The organism is Candidatus Ancaeobacter aquaticus, from assembly GCA_030765405.1.
GTDB lineage: Bacteria > Auribacterota > Ancaeobacteria > Ancaeobacterales > Ancaeobacteraceae > Ancaeobacter > Ancaeobacter aquaticus.
On the sequence record JAVCCP010000028.1, the window covers coordinates 68,958 to 88,270 of the forward strand.

18 protein-coding genes are annotated in these 19,313 nt (G+C 39.1%); 15 read left to right on the forward strand and 3 right to left on the reverse strand.

Annotated elements, in window-relative coordinates:
* Window positions 1-99 precede the first annotated feature (99 nt).
* Complete coding sequence (locus tag P9M13_03240; protein MDP8262301.1) at window positions 100-1,023, reverse strand: lysophospholipid acyltransferase family protein; 924 nt, start codon at window positions 1,021-1,023, stop codon at window positions 100-102.
* Between the two features lie 83 nt (window positions 1,024-1,106).
* Here P9M13_03240 and waaF point away from each other — a divergent pair, with 83 nt between their 5' ends.
* From waaF to P9M13_03285, 9 genes are all read left to right on the forward strand, one after another.
* Window positions 1,107-3,068 (forward strand): lipopolysaccharide heptosyltransferase II, encoded by a 1,962-nt coding sequence (waaF, locus tag P9M13_03245; GenBank protein ID MDP8262302.1) that lies wholly within the window; start codon window positions 1,107-1,109, stop codon window positions 3,066-3,068.
* Window positions 3,069-3,158: 90 nt separating this feature from the next.
* Complete coding sequence (gene acpS, locus P9M13_03250) at window positions 3,159-3,539, forward strand: holo-ACP synthase (GenBank protein MDP8262303.1); 381 nt, start codon at window positions 3,159-3,161, stop codon at window positions 3,537-3,539.
* A gap of 12 nt (window positions 3,540-3,551) precedes the next feature.
* Complete coding sequence (locus P9M13_03255; GenBank protein MDP8262304.1) at window positions 3,552-5,285, forward strand: glycosyltransferase; 1,734 nt, start codon at window positions 3,552-3,554, stop codon at window positions 5,283-5,285.
* 8 nt (window positions 5,286-5,293) lie between these two features.
* The gene (gene rfaQ, locus P9M13_03260) at window positions 5,294-6,358 is read left to right on the forward strand and encodes a putative lipopolysaccharide heptosyltransferase III (GenBank protein MDP8262305.1); all 1,065 of its coding nucleotides are present in this window, start codon (window positions 5,294-5,296) and stop codon (window positions 6,356-6,358) included.
* A gap of 10 nt (window positions 6,359-6,368) precedes the next feature.
* Window positions 6,369-7,478, forward strand: a complete 1,110-nt coding sequence (locus tag P9M13_03265) for a glycosyltransferase family 9 protein (GenBank protein MDP8262306.1) — start codon at window positions 6,369-6,371, stop codon at window positions 7,476-7,478.
* A 101-nt stretch (window positions 7,479-7,579) separates the two neighbouring features.
* A complete protein-coding gene (locus P9M13_03270) occupies window positions 7,580-8,686 on the forward strand; it encodes a glycosyltransferase family 4 protein (protein ID MDP8262307.1) in 1,107 nt (368 codons plus the stop codon).
* 73 nt (window positions 8,687-8,759) lie between these two features.
* A complete protein-coding gene (locus tag P9M13_03275) occupies window positions 8,760-9,023 on the forward strand; it encodes a hypothetical protein (GenBank protein ID MDP8262308.1) in 264 nt (87 codons plus the stop codon).
* 87 nt (window positions 9,024-9,110) lie between these two features.
* Window positions 9,111-10,217: a glycosyltransferase family 4 protein gene (locus tag P9M13_03280; protein ID MDP8262309.1), complete on the forward strand. Its 1,107-nt coding sequence runs from the start codon at window positions 9,111-9,113 to the stop codon at window positions 10,215-10,217.
* 144 nt (window positions 10,218-10,361) lie between these two features.
* The gene (locus P9M13_03285) at window positions 10,362-10,604 is read left to right on the forward strand and encodes a hypothetical protein (protein MDP8262310.1); all 243 of its coding nucleotides are present in this window, start codon (window positions 10,362-10,364) and stop codon (window positions 10,602-10,604) included.
* 67 nt (window positions 10,605-10,671) lie between these two features.
* On the opposite strand, the gene P9M13_03290 is transcribed toward P9M13_03285, so the two are convergent.
* Window positions 10,672-11,133, reverse strand: a complete 462-nt coding sequence (locus tag P9M13_03290) for a hypothetical protein (GenBank protein ID MDP8262311.1) — start codon at window positions 11,131-11,133, stop codon at window positions 10,672-10,674.
* 141 nt (window positions 11,134-11,274) lie between these two features.
* Window positions 11,275-11,778, reverse strand: a complete 504-nt coding sequence (tpx, locus tag P9M13_03295; protein MDP8262312.1) for a thiol peroxidase — start codon at window positions 11,776-11,778, stop codon at window positions 11,275-11,277.
* 144 nt (window positions 11,779-11,922) lie between these two features.
* Between tpx and purB the strand changes: the two genes are divergently transcribed.
* The 6 genes from purB to purM all read left to right on the forward strand — a co-directional run bounded on the left by purB (window position 11,923) and on the right by purM (window position 19,001).
* Entirely contained in the window at window positions 11,923-13,218 is a 1,296-nt protein-coding gene (gene purB / locus P9M13_03300; protein MDP8262313.1) for an adenylosuccinate lyase, read from the forward strand.
* A 98-nt stretch (window positions 13,219-13,316) separates the two neighbouring features.
* Window positions 13,317-13,559, forward strand: a complete 243-nt coding sequence (gene purS / locus P9M13_03305; GenBank protein MDP8262314.1) for a phosphoribosylformylglycinamidine synthase subunit PurS — start codon at window positions 13,317-13,319, stop codon at window positions 13,557-13,559.
* 33 nt (window positions 13,560-13,592) lie between these two features.
* The gene (gene purQ / locus P9M13_03310; GenBank protein MDP8262315.1) at window positions 13,593-14,285 is read left to right on the forward strand and encodes a phosphoribosylformylglycinamidine synthase subunit PurQ; all 693 of its coding nucleotides are present in this window, start codon (window positions 13,593-13,595) and stop codon (window positions 14,283-14,285) included.
* Window positions 14,286-14,306: 21 nt separating this feature from the next.
* The gene (purL, locus tag P9M13_03315; GenBank protein MDP8262316.1) at window positions 14,307-16,550 is read left to right on the forward strand and encodes a phosphoribosylformylglycinamidine synthase subunit PurL; all 2,244 of its coding nucleotides are present in this window, start codon (window positions 14,307-14,309) and stop codon (window positions 16,548-16,550) included.
* Window positions 16,551-16,559: 9 nt separating this feature from the next.
* Window positions 16,560-17,945 (forward strand): amidophosphoribosyltransferase, encoded by a 1,386-nt coding sequence (gene purF / locus P9M13_03320; GenBank protein ID MDP8262317.1) that lies wholly within the window; start codon window positions 16,560-16,562, stop codon window positions 17,943-17,945.
* 21 nt (window positions 17,946-17,966) lie between these two features.
* The gene (gene purM, locus P9M13_03325) at window positions 17,967-19,001 is read left to right on the forward strand and encodes a phosphoribosylformylglycinamidine cyclo-ligase (protein MDP8262318.1); all 1,035 of its coding nucleotides are present in this window, start codon (window positions 17,967-17,969) and stop codon (window positions 18,999-19,001) included.
* Window positions 19,002-19,313 lie beyond the last annotated feature (312 nt).

The window sequence follows — 19,313 nt, forward strand, 5'->3', positions numbered from 1 at the left end:
TAATAGCGTACAGCGTTTAGCGGATAGCGTATAGTAAATTGTTTCTGGGTATCGAACTATTTTATAATAATTTCATTTCTCGAACCACGATTCACGAATTTAGTATATTTTCTCTTCCTCACCTATGGGTCGTGTTTTCCAGCGTTTGTGGACCCAGAGCCATTGTTCCGGGTTCTTTCGAATAATATCCTCAACACATGCAGTGAATTTCTGTGTATTTATCCGAATGTCTTCTGTTGAATTACCGGTTCGTGTAAGTGGTATTTCAGGGAGGAACTTAATGACATGGGTATTGGTTTTTCTGTCAGTATAAACAAAGACAGGGACAATGGGTGCATCTGTTCTTAAGGCAAGCAAAGTTGCTCCGAAGGTGGTAGCGGCTTTTTTGCCAAAGAAATCAACAAATACCCCTTCTTCTCTGCACACATTTTGATCAATAAGAATGCCAATACTTTCATTTCTTTGTAATGCTTTAATGATAGGTTTTATTGATTGTTTTTTTGGGACCATGACCGTGCCGAGTAGTTCACGGGCGTGATTGATAAATTTGTCAATATAGGGGTTGTCGCTTGGCCGGATAATGGCATTTAACGGAACAAATGGTTGTGGTAATAGATAGTTGCCATAAAAAAGGAACTCCCATACACCAAAATGAGCTGCTATACACAGTACACCCTTCTTTTTCTTTGCCCCGTCAAGTATGTTTTTTTCACCTTCAAGGCGCATTATATTTGCGATATTTTCACTGCTGATTATTTTTGGCGCATACATAACTTCTATTCCAGTGCGGAACATGTTCCTGAATGAATTTTTTGCAATTTCGTGTGCCTTTTTCACTTCCATACCGGGGAAAGCAATGCCTATGTTAGTGAGAGCGACATTTCTGTGGTGTGAGTCAATGCTGTAGGCAAGATCTCCCAGTAAGTCAGCTATTTTGAGCATAACAGTACGGGGAAATAATACTATTAATTTAACAATTGCCAATACAATAAGATAAGTTATAAAATTTATAAAATTTTTCATATAATTAATTTAATGTTGTACTAATATATATAACAAAACTTATGGCGAAAGACAACTGTTTGTATGCTATTATATGGTAAGTTATGGAAAATCAATATCTTATAATTGATTATATTGTATATGTTTTGTGTCGGACTGCAGTAAGCGTGCTTAATTGTATTCCGCGAGGATGTATTAACAAGGTAAGCGTTGTTATCGGCACTATCCTCTACTATGTTGATTTGCCGCATAAAAGAACAATGCATAATAATTTGCTGAGAGCTTTTGGAGATTCAAAAACAGAGGCTGAGCGTAAAGAGATTGCGCATGCGGTGTTTTGCAACCTTATAAAAAATACGCTCAATTATTTGCGAATAAAGAAATATGACTTACATGAGTTAAAGGGCATGGTTACCGAGAATAACAGACACTATGTTGAGGAGTCTCTCGCGCGGAAAAAAGGACTTATTCTTGTTGCGGCACATTTTGGTAACTGGGAAATGATGGGTGTTCTCGGTTCGCTTGTTTTAAAAGACTATACGGTGGTTACCGTTGGAAGAAGGCAGAACAATAAATATCTCGATGCCTTTGTTACGTCTCTTCGCGAATATACACACAACAAAATAGTGCCTAAAAGCGATGCAGTCTTCTCAGTTATGCGTACATTGAAACATAATGGCATAGTGTGTTTGTATGCTGACCAGTCGGGAGGAAATGACAGTATTCCGGTAGAGTTTTTTGGGAAGATGGTGCAAACAGTATCATCTCCCGCAGAAATTGCTTATAAAACCGGGGCATCAATTGTTCCTATATTTTTAGTGGCCAGTGGAGATACATACTCCCTTACGTATGAAAAGCCGATTGTCCCTGAGTTATCAAAAGATCGTATCGGTGAAGTGAAAAGAGTGACAGCATCGTATGCACGTGCTATAGAGCAGTATGTGAGGTCATATCCCCGTGAATGGTTTTGGGTTCATAAAAGGTGGAAATCAAAAAAAGCAAAGAAAAAAATAGCTGACAGTTATAAGATACTGATCCATATGCCAAATTGGATCGGGGACATGGTAATGTCGCTACCTGCGATTCATGCTGTGCGAAAACTTTTTCCAAATGCAAAGATCACGGCCTGTTGTTATCCTCATATTGCACCACTACTAACGACAAACTCGGACATAGATTCTGTCTATGTGCTGCCACCAAGAAAAAAAGGATTTACCGGATTAACTGATATGTTTAAAACAGGCGAAGCGATAAGAAGGGGACGATATGATCTTGGCCTGCTGTTTCCAAATTCTGTGAGGTCAGCAGTTTTATTTTTTCTCGGCAGAGTAAGCTATCGTGTTGGATACGCCAAGGATGGAAGAGGTTTTTTGCTTTCGCAGTGTGTGAAAAGAGATAAAGATACATTGCGGCTGCATCACAGTGCGTATTACTACAGGATTGCAAAAGAAATTGGAAATGTACCTGATTTGCTTCCGCCGAGCATTACTATCGATAGTGAAAGTAAACAATGGGCGAAAGATGAAGTTTTATCTAAACGTAGCCGAAAAGGCCCCTTGATCGGGGTTAACCCCGGGGCTGCATTTGGGCCGGCAAAGAGATGGCCTCTTCGGAAATTCAGGGAATTGATTATAGAATTAATTAAAAATACTGATGCTGATATAGTGCTTTTTGGTAGTCCAAAAGAAGCTGATCGCACAAAAGAGATAACCAGTAATTTGCCCTATACTATTATTAACATGGCAGGAAAAACCAATCTCCTGCAGTTAGCGGCAGGCATGCAGGTATGTGACACAGTGGTTTCAAATGATTCCGGACCAATGCACATTGCCTCAGCAGTTGGGGTGAGTGTTGTTGCTCTTTTTGGCTCAACTGATCCGAATATCACCGCACCTTTAGGCTCGTGTGAGCTTATATATAAAGATATCGAGTGTTCGCCCTGTTTAAAAAGAACATGTTTAAAAAATTATGAGTGTATGGAATCTATAACCGTTGAGGATGTATATCGAAGTGTAGAAAAATTATTATTAAAAAAGGGGACTGTCCCCTTTTTTAATAGCGTTTAGCGTAGAGCGCATAGCGTATAGTTAAAATTAAAATAAAATCTATCCGCTAAACGCTACCCGCTATTTAAGTTTTATAAATTGGGGGATGATATGATTGTCGGTATCGGTATAGATATTATTGAAAATGAGAGAATACAAAATGTTATTGAACGGCATGGAGAACAATTCTATAAAAGAATTTTTACAGAACATGAAATAGAGTATTGTAAAAACCAAAAAAAGAATGCATTGCTTCATTTTGCCGGACGATTTACCGCAAAGGAAGCGGCGCTTAAAGCTCTTGGAACAGGGCTGACTGACGGCATTTGCTGGACAGATATTGAGATTGAAAACCACCTATCTGGAAAACCGGTCCTTTCTTTTTCGGGTAAAGCCAAAGAGGTATATGACAAGCTTGGCGGGCATACCGTTTTTGTTTCGATCTCCCACTCTAAGGGATATTCTACCAGTCAGGTAATCATAGAAAAATAGAGAACTGTTATCATGGATCTATCAATAATCATAATAAATTGGAATACTGCCTATCTTTTAATGGAGTGTCTGGATTCAGTCTATAAAAGTATTGGTGATTTTCAGTATGAAGTTATTGTCGTTGACAACGGATCGTGTGACGGCAGTGTCGAAGCCATTGGGTATAATTTCCCCCAAACGAGGATCATACAAAACCAGAGCAATGTCGGTTTCGCAAAAGCAAATAACATGGCGCTTAAAACGGTTACAGGAAGATATGCGCTTCTTTTAAATTCCGATACATGCGTTTACCCGGATACAGTTAAACGATTTGTTGAGTACATGGATAACGAGAACGATGTCGCAGCGTGTTGCGGACAGTTGTATGATAGGGACGGGACAAAGCAAAATTCATATAGTGTTTTTCCATCGCTTATAACGGAGTTATTAAATAAAAGCCTTTTGAAATTATTGATGCCGTGGTGGTACCCTTCAAAATGGAAAGTATACAACGTGCCGGCTGACATTGATGCTGTTATCGGAGCGTGCATGATGGTTCGCATGGCAGATATAAACGAAATTGGTATGTTTGATGAAGACTATTTCTTTTTCTTTGAGGAAACTGATTGGTGTAAACGCGCACATGATCATTTGAAAAAAATAGTATTCATTCCGCACGCGAGGATAATGCATGCGCAAGGCCAAAGCGTTTCTAAGGATTATGTCTCTTCATCTATTGAGTATTATCGTTCGCGCTACATATACTTCAGAAAGCACAAGAATCGTCTGGAGAGTTTTTTGTTGCGTGTTGGACTTGGAGTTAAATTATGCATTGATATGATAATCAATATGCTTGGTTTTGTTGTCACCCTCTCATGTACTAGAAGGTACCGTCAAAAACTTTTTATTTTATTTAATATTATGCTCTGGCATCTCAAATTATGTCCTAAACGGTATGGGCTTAGCTTTATATATCCATGCAGAGGACAGATATCTTTTAAAGACGGAAAATTGAATGTATCAGTATGTGTCATAACCTTTAACGAAGAAAAGAATATCAGAGAATGTCTTGAAAGCGTGAAGTGGTTCGGCCAGATCATTGTTTTGGATTCTCAGAGTACGGACAAAACGGTTGAAATTGCCCGCGAATATACCGATAAGGTTTACCAAGTGCCGTGGGAAGGATTTTCGAAGAACAAGAATATGTGTATTGAAAAAGCGACCAAAGAATGGGTGTTTGTTATTGATGCAGACGAGCGGGTGACGTCGGAACTCGCAAATGAATGTACATTACTTTATGGAGATAATAACGGATATTCAGTAGCGCGCAAAAATTTCTTTTTGTGCAGATGGATTAAGTCTTGCGGCTGGTATCCGGATTATTCTGTGCGCTTGTTTAAAAACGGTAAGGGAAAATTTAAAGAAAGAATGGTTCATGAAGCCGTGCACATAGAAGGGAAAAAGGGGAAATTACATAATCCTCTTTTGCATTTTACGTATACGAGCATAAGACAATTTATTGGACGATTAAATAGGTATTCGACTCTTGCTGCCAAAGAGATGCAGCGTGATCCCGAAAGAGATTATTCAAAGAAAAAAGCACTGCTTTTTGCCGAGCTTTTAATTCGGCCGCAATTTACCTTTTTTAAAATGTATATTATCAAGTACGGTTTTTTAGATGGACTCTATGGTTTTGTAATATCGTCTATGTATGCATATTATGTATTTTTGAAATATGCAAAGTTATATGAACGTACAAAAAAATAAAATCGGTTATGAGTATAAATACGTCTGTAAAAAAGATATTAGTGATAAAATTAAAACATATCGGGGATGTTCTTCTTACTGTTCCTGCGATTAAGGGATTGCATGAATTGTATCCTGATGCTGAGATAACAGCATTTGTTAATGCCGGAACTGAAGAGATGCTTGTTGGGCTCCCTTATATAAAAGATGTGATACTCTATGATAGAGCAATAAAACGCAGGGGGTTTGTGCCCAGGGTATGTGCGGAATATGGGATTATTAAGAAGATTCGCAAGAATAAGTTTGATCTTGTTGTAGAATTTTCAGGGGGTGACAGGGGAGCATTGTGCGCGTTTCTATCCGGTGCTTCCGTGCGATGCGGTTATATGAAGAATTCTCAAGGAATGGTTTTGCGTGACAAATATTTCACCTATGCTGTACCTCCGGATCATTCTCTACATACAGTTGATTATCATATGCAGCTGGTACACATTCTTGGTCAAACTGCAGGTGACACAGATTTAGAGATTGCGGTAGGAGATAAAGATCGGTGTTGCGCCAATGATATCTTAACATCTTCAGGTATTGATAAAGACAGTAAATATGTAGTAATGCACCCGACGAGCAGATGGTTGTTTAAATGCTGGAAAAGTGATCGCTTTGCTGAAGTTGCTGATTATATCTATACTCGTTATGGGGTCAGTGTCGTTGTAACAAGTGCGCCAATTGAGAAGGAGATCACGATAGCACATGACGTTACTCATCAAATGAAAACTAAACCTGTCGATCTTTCAGGGAAACTTTCGCTTAAACAGCTTGCGGCTGTTATTCAGGGTGCGGAATTGTTTCTTGGAATAGATAGTGCGCCTATGCATATTGCTCAAGCGGTGAGTACTCCTGTTCTGGTTCTTTTTGGACCGTCTGGTGTGCATAATTGGGGGCCGCGCAACCCGTCTGACACTGTTATCTACCGACGGTGGGAATGTGTTCCCTGCGGAAAAGACGGCTGTAATAGCACAAAAAAAAGCCGCTGTTTAGATGATATAAGCGTTGATGAAGTGAAGAAAGCTATAGATAAATATTTTATTGGGTGAACTAAATAATATGGCTAAAAAATTCAAAAAACATACTTACTGGCTGTTAAGAAATGTATTTCGCATAGTAAAGCATTTTGAGGGAACGAACAGTGGTGTTTTAAATAAGGATACGGTTAAGAGGATATTACTTGTTAGTACTACCGCACTCGGCGATACACTTTTTTCAACACCGGCGATTAGGGCTGTAAGAAAGAATTATCCTGCCTCGCATATAGCCGTTATGGTTCATAAGCGTACCCAAGAGATTCTGAAGGACAATCCCTACTGTGACGAGTTAATAATATATAAAGGTAAATATAAGGGGCTCTACTTCTTGTTAAAAACACTGCGCAGGCGGAAATTTGATTTAGCGATCATTCTCCACGCCAATGACCCTGATATTGTACCGCTCATATATATAAGCGGGATACCTTGTCGCGTGGGATGGGCTGAAAGTAAATTTGCATTTTTGCTAACACATACATACACGAGACCGAAAAGTACTATGCATCTAATTCCGTACAGGCTCGCGATAGCCGGAAGTGTTGGGGTGTGTGATGATGGTTGTTCTATGGATATGTTTTTGAGTGATGAAGATAAAAAAGATATTCAAAGGTATCTGGAAAAGAATAATATCACAGAAAAAAAATATATTGGTGTTCATCCTTTTGCAAGTCACCAGTCAAAACAATATGATCGTTTTCCTGAGTTATTAAATAAGGCATTGCGGGTGCTCGATAAAGCAATTTTTTTTGTGATCTGCGGTAAAAAACACGCTTCTCTATTAGAGCAATATGAAAAACAGATTAATGAAGTGGGGCGTAGAGTGTTTCTTATAAAAGGTGAGTTCTCGATAAAACAAACGGCATCTTTGATAGAAAGGTGCGGATGTTTTATCTCAACAGATAGCGGTCCATTGCATATAGCTCTTGCATTACGGGTGCCGGTGGTTGTATTATCAGGACAAAGTGATCCTCAAAGAACAGGTCCCATTGGTAATAATGAATATGTTTTGATACATAAAGATATCTCATGTTCACCGTGTGATAACAGGGAATGTCTTGATAATAAATGCATGAAGGAAATCGAACCGGAAGAGATCATTGAAGCGGTTAAGAAGCTAGCGTATAGCGGGTAGTTAAAATAGCAAACAACGGAAATCCCCTACGGGGACTATACCCAGAGAAATTTATTTATAAATTTCATGGGTGCGAATTACGAACAACGAGTCACGTAAATATGTCTTACACAATATTACATACAGAAGCCTCCACAGGCTGGGGTGGGCAGGAAAAAAGGATACTTGCTGAAATAGTGTCTTTGCGTGAAAAAGGACATACATTTTATCTTGCATGTCAACCGCACAGCAAAATATTGAAAGCCGCAAGGGATAAGGATATAAAATGTATCCCGCTTAAGATGTCATCATCCATTTCTCTGTCGGCGATATATCGTTTAAGAAAAATTATTAGGGATAACAACGTCGATATTGTTAATACCCATAGCTCGATAGATAGTTGGTTGATAGGTTTTGTAAAGTTTTGTACGTCTATTCCCTTGGTTATGCGTACAAGGCATTTATCAACACCGGTAACAAATAAATTTGTATATACGCATATGACTGATTTTATTGTTACAACCGCGCAGTCAATTAAGGAAAGTCTTTGTTTATTGGGCGTTAGCCCTGAAAATGTATGTTCCGTACCGACGGGGGTAGATGAACATCTTTTTAATCCTGATAATTATGACAAAACCGTTGCGAGAAAAAAACTCAATCTTAATGATGGTGATATGGTAATCGGGAATGTCAGTATTTTGAGAAGCTGGAAAGGTCATGTGGATTTTATTTCCGTTGCTGAAAGAGTGCTTCGGGTATTTCCCAGGGCAAAATTCTTAATAGTAGGAGATGGTCCGCAGAGAGAAAGTATTGCCGCGATCATAAAAGAAAAGGGGTTAGATGGTCGTGTTATAATGCTTGGGTATCGTGAAGATATTCCAGAGATACTATCCGCATTAGATATCTTTCTTTTTACCTCATATGCAAACGAGGGTGTGCCGCAAGCAGTATTACAGGCTTTAGCCATGAAAAAGGCAGTTGTCGCCGGGGATATTGGCGGTGTATGTGAAACTGTTATAAATGAGAAGACGGGTTTAATTTGCCAACCGAGGGATATTGAATGTATGACCAATTATCTAATAAAATACATACATGATGGCGATTTAAGGCAAAATTGTGGAGTTGAGGGAAATAAACGAGTTCGCGAAATGTTCACGTTGACTCATACAATTGATGTAATCGGCCAGATATATGAGCGTTGCCTGAAAAAAGCAGGGAGTGAGCAATAAGTAAAAAATCGTATAAAATACTGGACAAATAAAAAATATATCGTAAAATATCTACAATAAATAAGGAGGTACTATGAAGAAAATTTGTGCGATAAGTTTACTGTTACTTTTCTTAATGGGTACTGTTGCCGTACAGGCTGAAGAGAAAAAACAACCTGAAATAGGCGATATTATCATGATACCGCTAGAGGTTGCCGGGTACGCGATTGCAATGCCTCTAAAATTACTTATTTTTGGTGCATGCGAGCTTAATAATGCGATTTATCCTCATCAAAAGGTATCGTATTACAACGCAACTGGCGAAAAGAATCCTTTAGAGCCATTCGTAAAGGAATAATACGCTGATATAAATGAATAATAGGGGGCAGTCCTGAGTTTTTCTAAAAAATAGGGACTGTCCCCTTTTTTTATTGAGCTATTAACTATGAAAATTGCATTAATAAGAGAAAAAGTAAGTCCATTTGGAGGCGCCGAGAAAAATGTATGGTGTCTAGCAAAAGGACTTTGCGATAAAGGCCATGACGTACATATTTATGCTCATTCTTGGGATAATGAGCTCAGTGGTGTCATGTATCATCGGGTACAATTCTTAAAAACGTTTTCTTTTATAAAACCCCTTTTATTTTCTACTGCCTGTCGGAACATGCTTGCGAGTGAAGTGTATGATGTTGTGCAGAGTTTTGACAGGACACTGTGTCAGGATGTGTATCGTGCGGGTGATGGGTGTCATAGGCAGTGGCTTAGGCAATTATCGAAAGAAAGAGGACTCACCGCGCATTTTCTGAAAATAGTAGATCCGAAACACATGCTTCTTTTACATATAGAAAAGAAACTATATCAAGATCCAAAGCTCAAGAAGATTATTGCAAATTCGATGATGGTTAAAAATGAAATAGTCCATCATTATGGTGTTAGCGAAGAGCTGATCAAGGTGATTTATAACGGTGTAGAAGAATGCCCCGGACCTCTCACTAGCCAGGAGAAATCTGTTCTCAGAAAAGAGATGCATTTGGCAGATAATGACTATGTCATACTGTTTGCCGGATCAAATTATGAACGAAAAGGGTTGAGATACCTTATTGAATCGGTGGTTGATATTAAAGCGGCAAAAGTACTCGTTGTCGGAAAAGGCAATGAGAAGATGTATCGTGCATTTGCCAAGAAGTGTAATGTTTCGGATAGAATACTTTTCTGTGGTGTGCAGCAGGATATTAAGAAATTTTATAGGGTATCGGATATATTTGTCTTACCCACGTTATATGATCCTTTTAGCAATGTTACTCTAGAAGCGATGAGTTATGGATTGCCTGTTATTACCTCGCCCCACAACGGTGCGGGAGAAATAATCGCAAATGGTGTTCAAGGGTATGTCGAAGACCCTGCTCATATGACAAAAAGAATAATGGCTCTTGAAGATAAAAATCTGCAGCGCACTATGGGTGAGAATGCGCTTGATAAAGCAAAACAATATTCATTTAAAAAAGTACTGGATGAAACAGAGGAAGTATACAAGGAAATAGTAAATATATAACCTAAGATGCTGTGTTTTACGAGGAAACTGTCCGCCGAGTGATGGGTTTTGGCTTGTATATAAAGATATATTGGGTTAGTATAATACTCATATTAAAGAGGAATTAAGGAGGTGCTTGTGAGGAGTTTTGTTATAGGGGTTTTTATGCTATGTCTCATACTACGGGCGGTTCCTGTTAGAGCTGAAAGTGAACAAGGGTTTAGTCCTTCAGGAGCGTTACGTTCCACATTTGAAATTATTGAAGAAGTGGCTACTTATCCGTTGAAATTAGCGCTTGCAGGCGCGATAGGGGTGTATAACGTTTTTAATAAGGATAATAAGGCTTGTTATTACGAAATAACGAATGATCCATATCCTACAGCGCTTGAAGCGGGAAAAAAGGAATAATATTATTTGAACTCAAAAAAAACCGCCCGGATTTATCCGGGCGGTTTTTTTATATAGCGGCACTACACTACTGAGTGCATTCAGGTCCCACTTCTTTTCCGCAGTTAGGACAATAATAGTTTGATCCTTTAGGGAAACCAATTACCTCAAAATCCTGGCCACAATGTGAACATGAAAGATGTATTTTTTTTTGCAGCGAAGGCGTGTATCCGTTTGTGCTTGATGAGTTTCGTGGTGTAGAAGAGGGAATATTTGTATCTGGCTTCTGTTTAAATTGTGTACCTATACCTTTAAGGAGGTCGCTGACAGAATTAAGAATTTCGCCTGTACCTTGCAGTGCTCCTTCACCGACTTTCTGCGCGCTTTTGCCGATTTCAGCCCCAAAATCATCGGTTGATTTTCCTATGTTCTCTCCAACACCTTCTTTAGCATCGTCAATGTGATTATCCTGCTGGTATGCATGTACGGTATATACGCAAAATGAAAGCAAGGATATGCAGCAAAAACAGGTAATAATGAAAGACCTCATATACTTCTCCTTTTTTATAAGCTGTAAGCTTTAAGCTATAAGACAATGTAACGAATCTAGCGTTTAGCGGACAGCGTTTAGATTTTGCTTTAATTTTTTAACTATACGCTACCCGCTATGCGCTAAACGCTAATAATTGATTCACGATTTCAGTGCTGCAAGAGCCCCTTCATAATTTGGCTCCTCGGTGATTTCAGGAACGAGTTCAGTATAAATGACCTTGTTAAGAGTATCAAGAACAATCACTGCACGCGTCATAAGCCCTTTTAAGGGACCGTTTGTTATTATAACGCCGTAATCAGCACCAAAAGACCCGCCTCTCATGGTTGAAAGAGTGGTAATATTAGATAATTTTTCTGAGTCACAAAAGCGTTTTTGTGCAAAAGGAAGATCTGCTGAGATGGTGATAATAACAGTGTTGTCTACTGCTGTTGCTTCCTGATTGAACCGTCGAGCGCTTGTAGCGCACACTCCTGTATCAAGACTAGGAACAATGTTAAGAACCTTTTTTTTACCTGCAAATGCTTCTAGTGCGATATCGTTCAAAGATCCATCTGTAAGTAAAAAATCAGGTGCAGTGGTGCCTATTGCAGGTAGTTCTCCTGAAGTTTGTATTGCAGTACCCTGAAACGTAATAGTTGCCATAAAAAGCTCCTCTCAGATTTTCATAAGATAGTACCATAAAACAGGTTAAAATTAAATGACGTTTTTTATTATTATTTTATTCATTTTATTTGACTTGCTCTAAAAAAGGTATAAAATAAAAAGTCCTACAAATAGGAGGCTCAAATGATCAAACGTTATTCGCTCCCAAAAATGGATAAAATCTGGTCTGATGAAAACCGGTTTGACATATGGTTAAAGATTGAAGTGCTTGCATGTGAAGCACAATCTAAATTAGGGCTTATCCCAAAAAAAGCTTTGTCAGAGATCCAGAAAAAAGCGCGATTTAATATTAAAAGAATTGATAAAATAGAAAAAGAAACAAGACATGATGTTATCGCGTTTCTTACCTCGGTAAGTGAATATGTAGGTCCGTCATCACGATATATTCACTACGGTCTTACCAGCTCAGATGTTGTTGACACCGCTCTATCAGTCATGATGGCCGAAGCAGCTCGATTGATACTTACTGATATTGAAGGCCTTCTTAAAGTGGTGAAGGTGCAAGCAAAAAAACATAAATACACTGTTATGGTTGGCAGGACTCACGGTGTGCACGCAGAACCGACAACATTTGGCTTAAAAATGGCGCTTATGTATTCTGAGCTTGTAAGAGCACGGGACAGGATGAAAAGGGCCCTCGATATTATTTCTGTTGGAAAGATCTCTGGTGCGGTCGGTACGCATGCGAATGTTGATCCCTTTGTGGAGGAATATGTATGCAAAAAACTAGGGCTCAAACCAGCTCCAATTTCTACACAGATAGTACAACGAGATCGGCACGCGGAATACCTATCGCATTGCGCGCTTGTTGCAGCAACGTTAGAAAAATATGCGCTTGAAATACGCGGATTGCAGAAAACAGAAATACGTGAAGTAGAAGAAGGTTTTGCAAAAGGACAAAAAGGTTCAAGTGCTATGCCTCACAAGAGAAATCCGGTAGCGTGTGAACGTGTATGCGGTCTTGCCCGTGTGATTAGAAGTAATGCTATGAGCGGGTTTGAAAATATTGCGCTGTGGCACGAACGTGATATCTCACATTCTTCAGCTGAACGGATCATTATTCCCGATTCAACGCTTGCGCTAAATTATATACTGCATTTGATGACTGAAATAATGACTAATTTAGTTGTGTATCCCGAAAATATGAAGGAGAACATGGATAAGTCAAAAGGTCTTATTTTTTCACAGAAAGTTCTCCTGGATTTAACCAGAAAAGGTCTTAGCCGTGAAATCGCATATAAAATTGTGCAACGAAACGCAATGAATGTTTGGAATAAGGGCCTAACGTTCCAGGAAGCATTGCTTGAAGACAAAGAGTTATGTGCAAAATTGTCCAAAAAAGATATTAGTGAGTTATTTGATCTTGCATGCCATCTGAAAGATATAAGTAGAGTTTTTAGAGTTGTAGGAATTAAGTAAGGAAAAACAAGCTATAAGCTGTAAGCTTTAAGCTATAAGAAAATATAACAATAATAATGAATAAAGTTTTAAACTTAAAGCTGAACATAGGAGTTATTATGAGAGCAAAAATTTATGTGACACTCAAGAAAAGTGTGCTTGATCCGCAGGGTGTTACTATTCGTCATGCTTTAGAATCCCTTGGTTTTAAGACGGTAAATGATGTGAGGATGGGTAAATACTTTGAGGTGGAGCTTTCCTCTAAGGACAAAAAGAAAGCGGAAAAAGAAATTAATGAAATGTGTAAGAAGCTCCTTGTGAACCCTGTTATAGAAGAATATAAGTACGATTTGCTTCCATAAAGATACTTTTAAGAACAGAGAAGGTAGGTACGTATGAAGTTTGGGGTAGTGCAGTTTCCAGGATCTAATTGCGATCAAGATTGTGTTCATGTCTGTGACGCTGTGCTTGGGCAAAAAGTTGAATATATTTGGCATAAAGAACAAAAGATTCATCATTATGACTGTATTATTCTTCCGGGAGGTTTTTCATATGGTGATTATTTACGTACAGCGGCTATTGCGCGTTTTTCTCCGGTGATGAAATCAATCATAAACTATGCAAACGAAGGTGGCCTGGTTATTGGTATATGTAACGGTTTTCAGGTTTTATTAGAGTCGGGACTTCTGCCGGGTGCAATGCTGAGAAATACCTCGCTCAAATTTATATGTAAATATGTTTCTATACGTACGGAAAATATTGACACTCCTTTTACCTCTTTGTACAGGCCTGGTGAAGTCTTAAGGATTCCTGTTGCGCATGGTGAGGGAAATTATTTTTGTGATGCAAAAACATTGAACGAGTTAAAAGGAAACAATCAAATAGTGTTTCGATACAGCAATGACAGCGGTATGGTTTCCCAGAGTGCAAATCCGAATGGGTCGCTCGAAAACATTGCCGGTATATGCAATAAAAAGGGTAACGTGCTCGGCATGATGCCGCACCCTGAAAGAGCGAGCGAGCAGTGTATGACATCTGTTGATGGATTCAGACTCTTTCAATCAATAGTAAATTATATGAAAAAATAATAATCCTGGATTGGTGCTGATATGAACGATATTGCAATTACAAAAGACGTTATTGAAAAACATGGTATTACACCCGATGAATATAAGATGATACTTGATATCTTAGGAAGAGACCCAAACATTACCGAATTAGGCATCTTTTCTGTAATGTGGTCAGAACATTGCAGCTACAAAAACTCGCGATATTGGCTTAAAACATTGCCAACACAAGGAAAAAAAGTGTTGGTAAAAGCCGGTGAAGAAAATGCAGGCGCAATCGATATTGGGAGCGGTTGGGCAGTTGTCTTTAAACTTGAAAGTCATAATCATCCTTCTGCAATCGAGCCGTTTCAAGGCGCAGCGACAGGTGTTGGCGGTATTATTAGAGATATCTTTACTATGGGCGCAAGACCAATAGCGGGGATGAATTCACTTCGTTTTGGAAAACTTGATAACCCGAATGTAAAACACCTTTTTTCCGGAGTTGTCGCAGGCATAGCGCATTATGGAAACTGTATCGGTATTCCTACGGTGGGCGGTGAAGTATATTTTGATGAGACATACGAAGGAAATCCGTTAGTAAATGTATTTAGTCTTGGTGTTATGAAGCATGAAGATCTGGTAAAAGGATGTGCTCGCGGAACAGGTAACCCGGTCTTTTATTTAGGTGCAACAACGGGACGTGATGGTCTTGGAGGTGCGAGTTTTGCATCACGAGAAATTACAGAAGATTCTCAGGAAGATCGTCCGGCAGTGCAAGTCGGTGATCCGTTTATGGAAAAGCTTCTTTTAGAAGCATGTTTAGAGCTGACAAAAACAGGCTATGTTATCGGTATCCAGGATATGGGTGCTGCGGGACTCACCTGTTCAACATGCGAAACTGCAAGCAGAGGTGATACAGGAATAGAAATCGATCTTGCGCATGTTCCAAAAAGAGAAACAGGAATGGTGCCCTATGAAATTATGCTTTCAGAATCTCAGGAACGAATGCTGGTTATCGTCAAAAAAGGCAAAGAGAAACAAGTAGAGAAATTATTCGAAAAATGGGATCTCCACGCCGTTAAGATAGGATATGTAACTGATGACGGAAAGATGCGAGTTAAGCATAATGGAAAAACAGTTGCCGAGATACCCGCAAAACGTCTTGCAGATGATGCTCCGCTTTATCAAAGAAAATATCGTGAGCCGGACTACTACAAAAAGGTACGGGCTTTTAAATTCGACAAGATAAAGGACTCAAAAGATTGTAACAGTGATCTTGCCCTCCTGCTGAAGAGTTGGACGATTGCAAGTAAACGCTGGGTATACGAACAGTATGATCACATGGTAAGAACAAATACCGTTGTCTTGCCGGGTTCGGATGCATCAGTACTTCGCATAAAGGATATCGATAAGTATCTGGCAATGTCAGTGGATTGTAACGGAACCTATTGTTATCTTGATCCATATGTTGGTACAGCGAGTGCGGTAATGGAATCTGCCCGAAATGTTGTTTGTTCGGGTGCTGTTCCTCTTGCGGTGACGAATTGTCTTAATTTTGGAAATCCCATGAAGCCGGAAATATTCTGGCAATTCAAAAGAGCGATCGAAGGTCTTGGTGATGCCTGCAGATCATTAAAATTGCCGGTAACAGGCGGTAATGTGAGTTTTTATAATGAAAACCCTAAAGGGGCGGTTGATCCCACACCGACTATTGGCATGGTTGGTCTGATAGAAAAAGAAGAACATATTACGACACAATTTTTTAAAGATGAAGGTGATGAGATATTGATGCTTGGTAATAACCGGCAAGAACTTGGCGGGAGTCATTATATTAAGATCAAACATAATCTCAAAGTGGGCAAACCACCTCGTATAGATTTTGATGAAGAGAAACGATTACAGAGCGTTATCCTTGGATCCATCAAAAAAGGATTTGTAAAGTCTGCTCATGATTGTTCTGAAGGCGGTCTTGCTGTTGCACTTGCAGAATCAGCCATCTCATCTGACCGTAATAAGCTGGGATGTACAGTGAATCTTGATCCTAAATACTTTAAGGCGAAAAGAAATGATGCGCTCCTTTTTGGTGAATCACAGTCAAGGGTAGTTATAACATGCATGAAAAAAGACATGGAAAAAGTTAAAGTTCTCGCAAAAAAGAAAAAAATAGGGGTAACGCACCTCGGTAAAGTTGGTGGCGAGCAGCTTATTATAAACTATGGTAAAAACAATCTCATTGAGTGTGAAATTGATACGTTGGGTGAGTTGTGGAGTAACTCTATAGAAGAAACTGTAACGAGTAAGTGAGGGCTGGGTATGTGCGGTATATTTGGGATTTATGGGCATAATGACGCGCCAAAAATGACATATTTAGGGCTTTATGCCCTGCAACATAGAGGGCAGGAAAGCGCGGGAATAGCAACAAGTGACGGTAAAAAACTGTATACGTACAAAGGTATGGGTGTTGTCGGTGATGTGTTTAAGGAAGAGGAGCTGAACTTATTAACTGGTAAAAATGCTATTGGCCATGTGCGTTATTCAACGACCGGGTCAAGTACGATAAAAAATGCGCAGCCGCTCCAAGTGAACTATTCCCGTGGAGAGATCGCTATTGGGCATAACGGGAATCTGGTAAACGCAAATATTTTACGGGATGAGTTAGAAGCATACGGTTCAATATTTCAGACATCAATGGATAGCGAGATCATTGTGCATCTCATGGCACGTTCAAATGAGACAAAGAGGCGTGACACCATGATAGATGCGTTAAAAAAAGTTAAAGGTGCATACTCGCTGGTACTCTTAACTGAATCGGAAATGATCGGTGCGCGCGATCCTCATGGATTCAGACCGCTTGTATTAGGAAAACTTGATGGTTCGTATGTGTTGAGTTCAGAGACATGTTCATTTGATCTTATCGGTGCTGAGTATGTAAGAGACATTGCTCCGGGAGAGATTGTATTCATAAATGAAAAAGGGATTAAATCGGTAAAGCCTTTTGAACCGGCCAAACGTTTATCAAAATGTATCTTTGAATATATTTATTTTGCCCGTCCGGACAGCAACATATTTGGGAAAAATGTACATACTATTCGTAAAGAACTGGGAAGGCAACTTGCACGAGAACATCCCATAAAAGCAGATCTAGTGATACCTGTTCCTGACTCAGGGACATGTGCCGCATTAGGATACGCCCAAGAGTCTGGGATACCGTTTGAAATGGGCATTATTAGAAATCATTATATTGGAAGAACTTTCTTGTCTCCGGTTCAGCTCATACGTGATCTTGGCGTAAAGATTAAATTAAATCCTATTAAGAAAATATTAAAAGGAAAACGTATTGTTGTTGTTGACGATTCAATTGTACGGGGAACAACAAGCAGATCAAGAATAAAAAGTTTGCGTGAAGCAGGCGCAAAAGAAATACATATGAGGATTAGTTGTCCTCCACACCGTCACGCATGTTTTTATGGTATTGATTTTCCCGATGAAAAGAAGCTTATTGCAGCAACACATACGCTCAGCAAGATTAAAAAGTTTCTTAATGTTGATAGTTTAGGGTATTTAAGTAAAGAAGGCATGCTAAAAGCGGTAGAGCATAAAGATGATATGTTTTGTAAGGCATGTTTTGACGGTGATTATTCAGTTGCTATACCAAAAGGTATGAATAAATATATAATGGAAAAACAGAGATCCGAGTAAAATCTCATAGGAGGATTTGTTTTGAGTAAAACCCTTTCATATAAAGATGCCGGAGTTGATATCGAGAAAAGTAATTCACTGAAAAACGATATCAAAAAAATTGTAAAGACCACCTTTACAAAGAATGTGCTAACAAATATCGGTGGGTTTGGCGGGTTATATGCTTTAAATAAAAATAAATATACGAACCCAGTACTAGTTTCCAGTGCAGATGGTGTCGGCACAAAGCTGAAAATCGCATGTATGATGGGTAAACATGATACGGTAGGAATCGATCTGATATGTCATTGTGCAAATGATATTGTTGTGCAGGGAGCGCAGTCACTCTTTTTTCTCGACTATATTGGAACAGGCGCATTAGAACCATCTGAATATAAAGACATCATTTCCGGACTCGCAAAAGGCTGTAAGAAAGTTGGATGTGCCTTGATCGGTGGGGAAACAGCACAGATGCCGGGTATGTATAATATAGGTGAATATGATCTTGTTGGGACAATGGTTGGTATTGTTGAGAAATCTAAGATTGTTGACGGAAAAAAAATACGCCCGGGAGATGTTGTCATAGGTTTGGAGTCAACAGGATTACATACCAACGGATATTCACTTGCCCGAAAAGTATTTTTTGATAAAAAGAAATATAAAGTATCTACTCATATCAGTGAATTGAATACAACACTCGGTGAGGCACTGCTTGCACCACACAAAGATTATTCTCAGAACATACTGAAGCTTTTGAAGAAATATACAATAAAAGGGATAGCGCATATTACCGGTGGCGGTTTTATTGATAATATTCCGCGCATTCTTCCAAAAAATGTTGATGTACACATACAAAAAGGCTCATGGCCTGTTCTACCGATATTCAGCATGTTGCAACGTGAAGGAAATATCCGGGAGACTGAAATGTATAAAACATTTAATATGGGTATAGGAATGGTGCTCATTGTTGACCGAGATGTGTGCGACAAAGTCATGGGCACTTTGAAACGCACAGGCGAAAAAGCATATATAATCGGTGAAGTGAAAAAAGGAAAACGAACAGTATTGCTTAAATAAATGTGATCCCCCCTAGATTTTTTCGGGCTATGCCTCGAAAATCGTAAAACAGGGGGGATAGTTTCCCCTTCGGGGACCAAATCCTTGGAAACTCTACTAGTTTCCTAAGGGCGGCTTGCAAAAGCCACTAGTCTTTTAGCTAGTGCCTTTCGAGCCTCACTAAAACGCACAGGCGAAAAAGCATATATAATCGGTGAAGTGAAAAAAGGCAAACAGAAGGTAGTGCTTAAATAATAATGGGGTAGGCCCATTAGGTATGTGATAACACTATATCTATATAGTGTTGGCAAGATAATTAATTGTTAAAAGTTT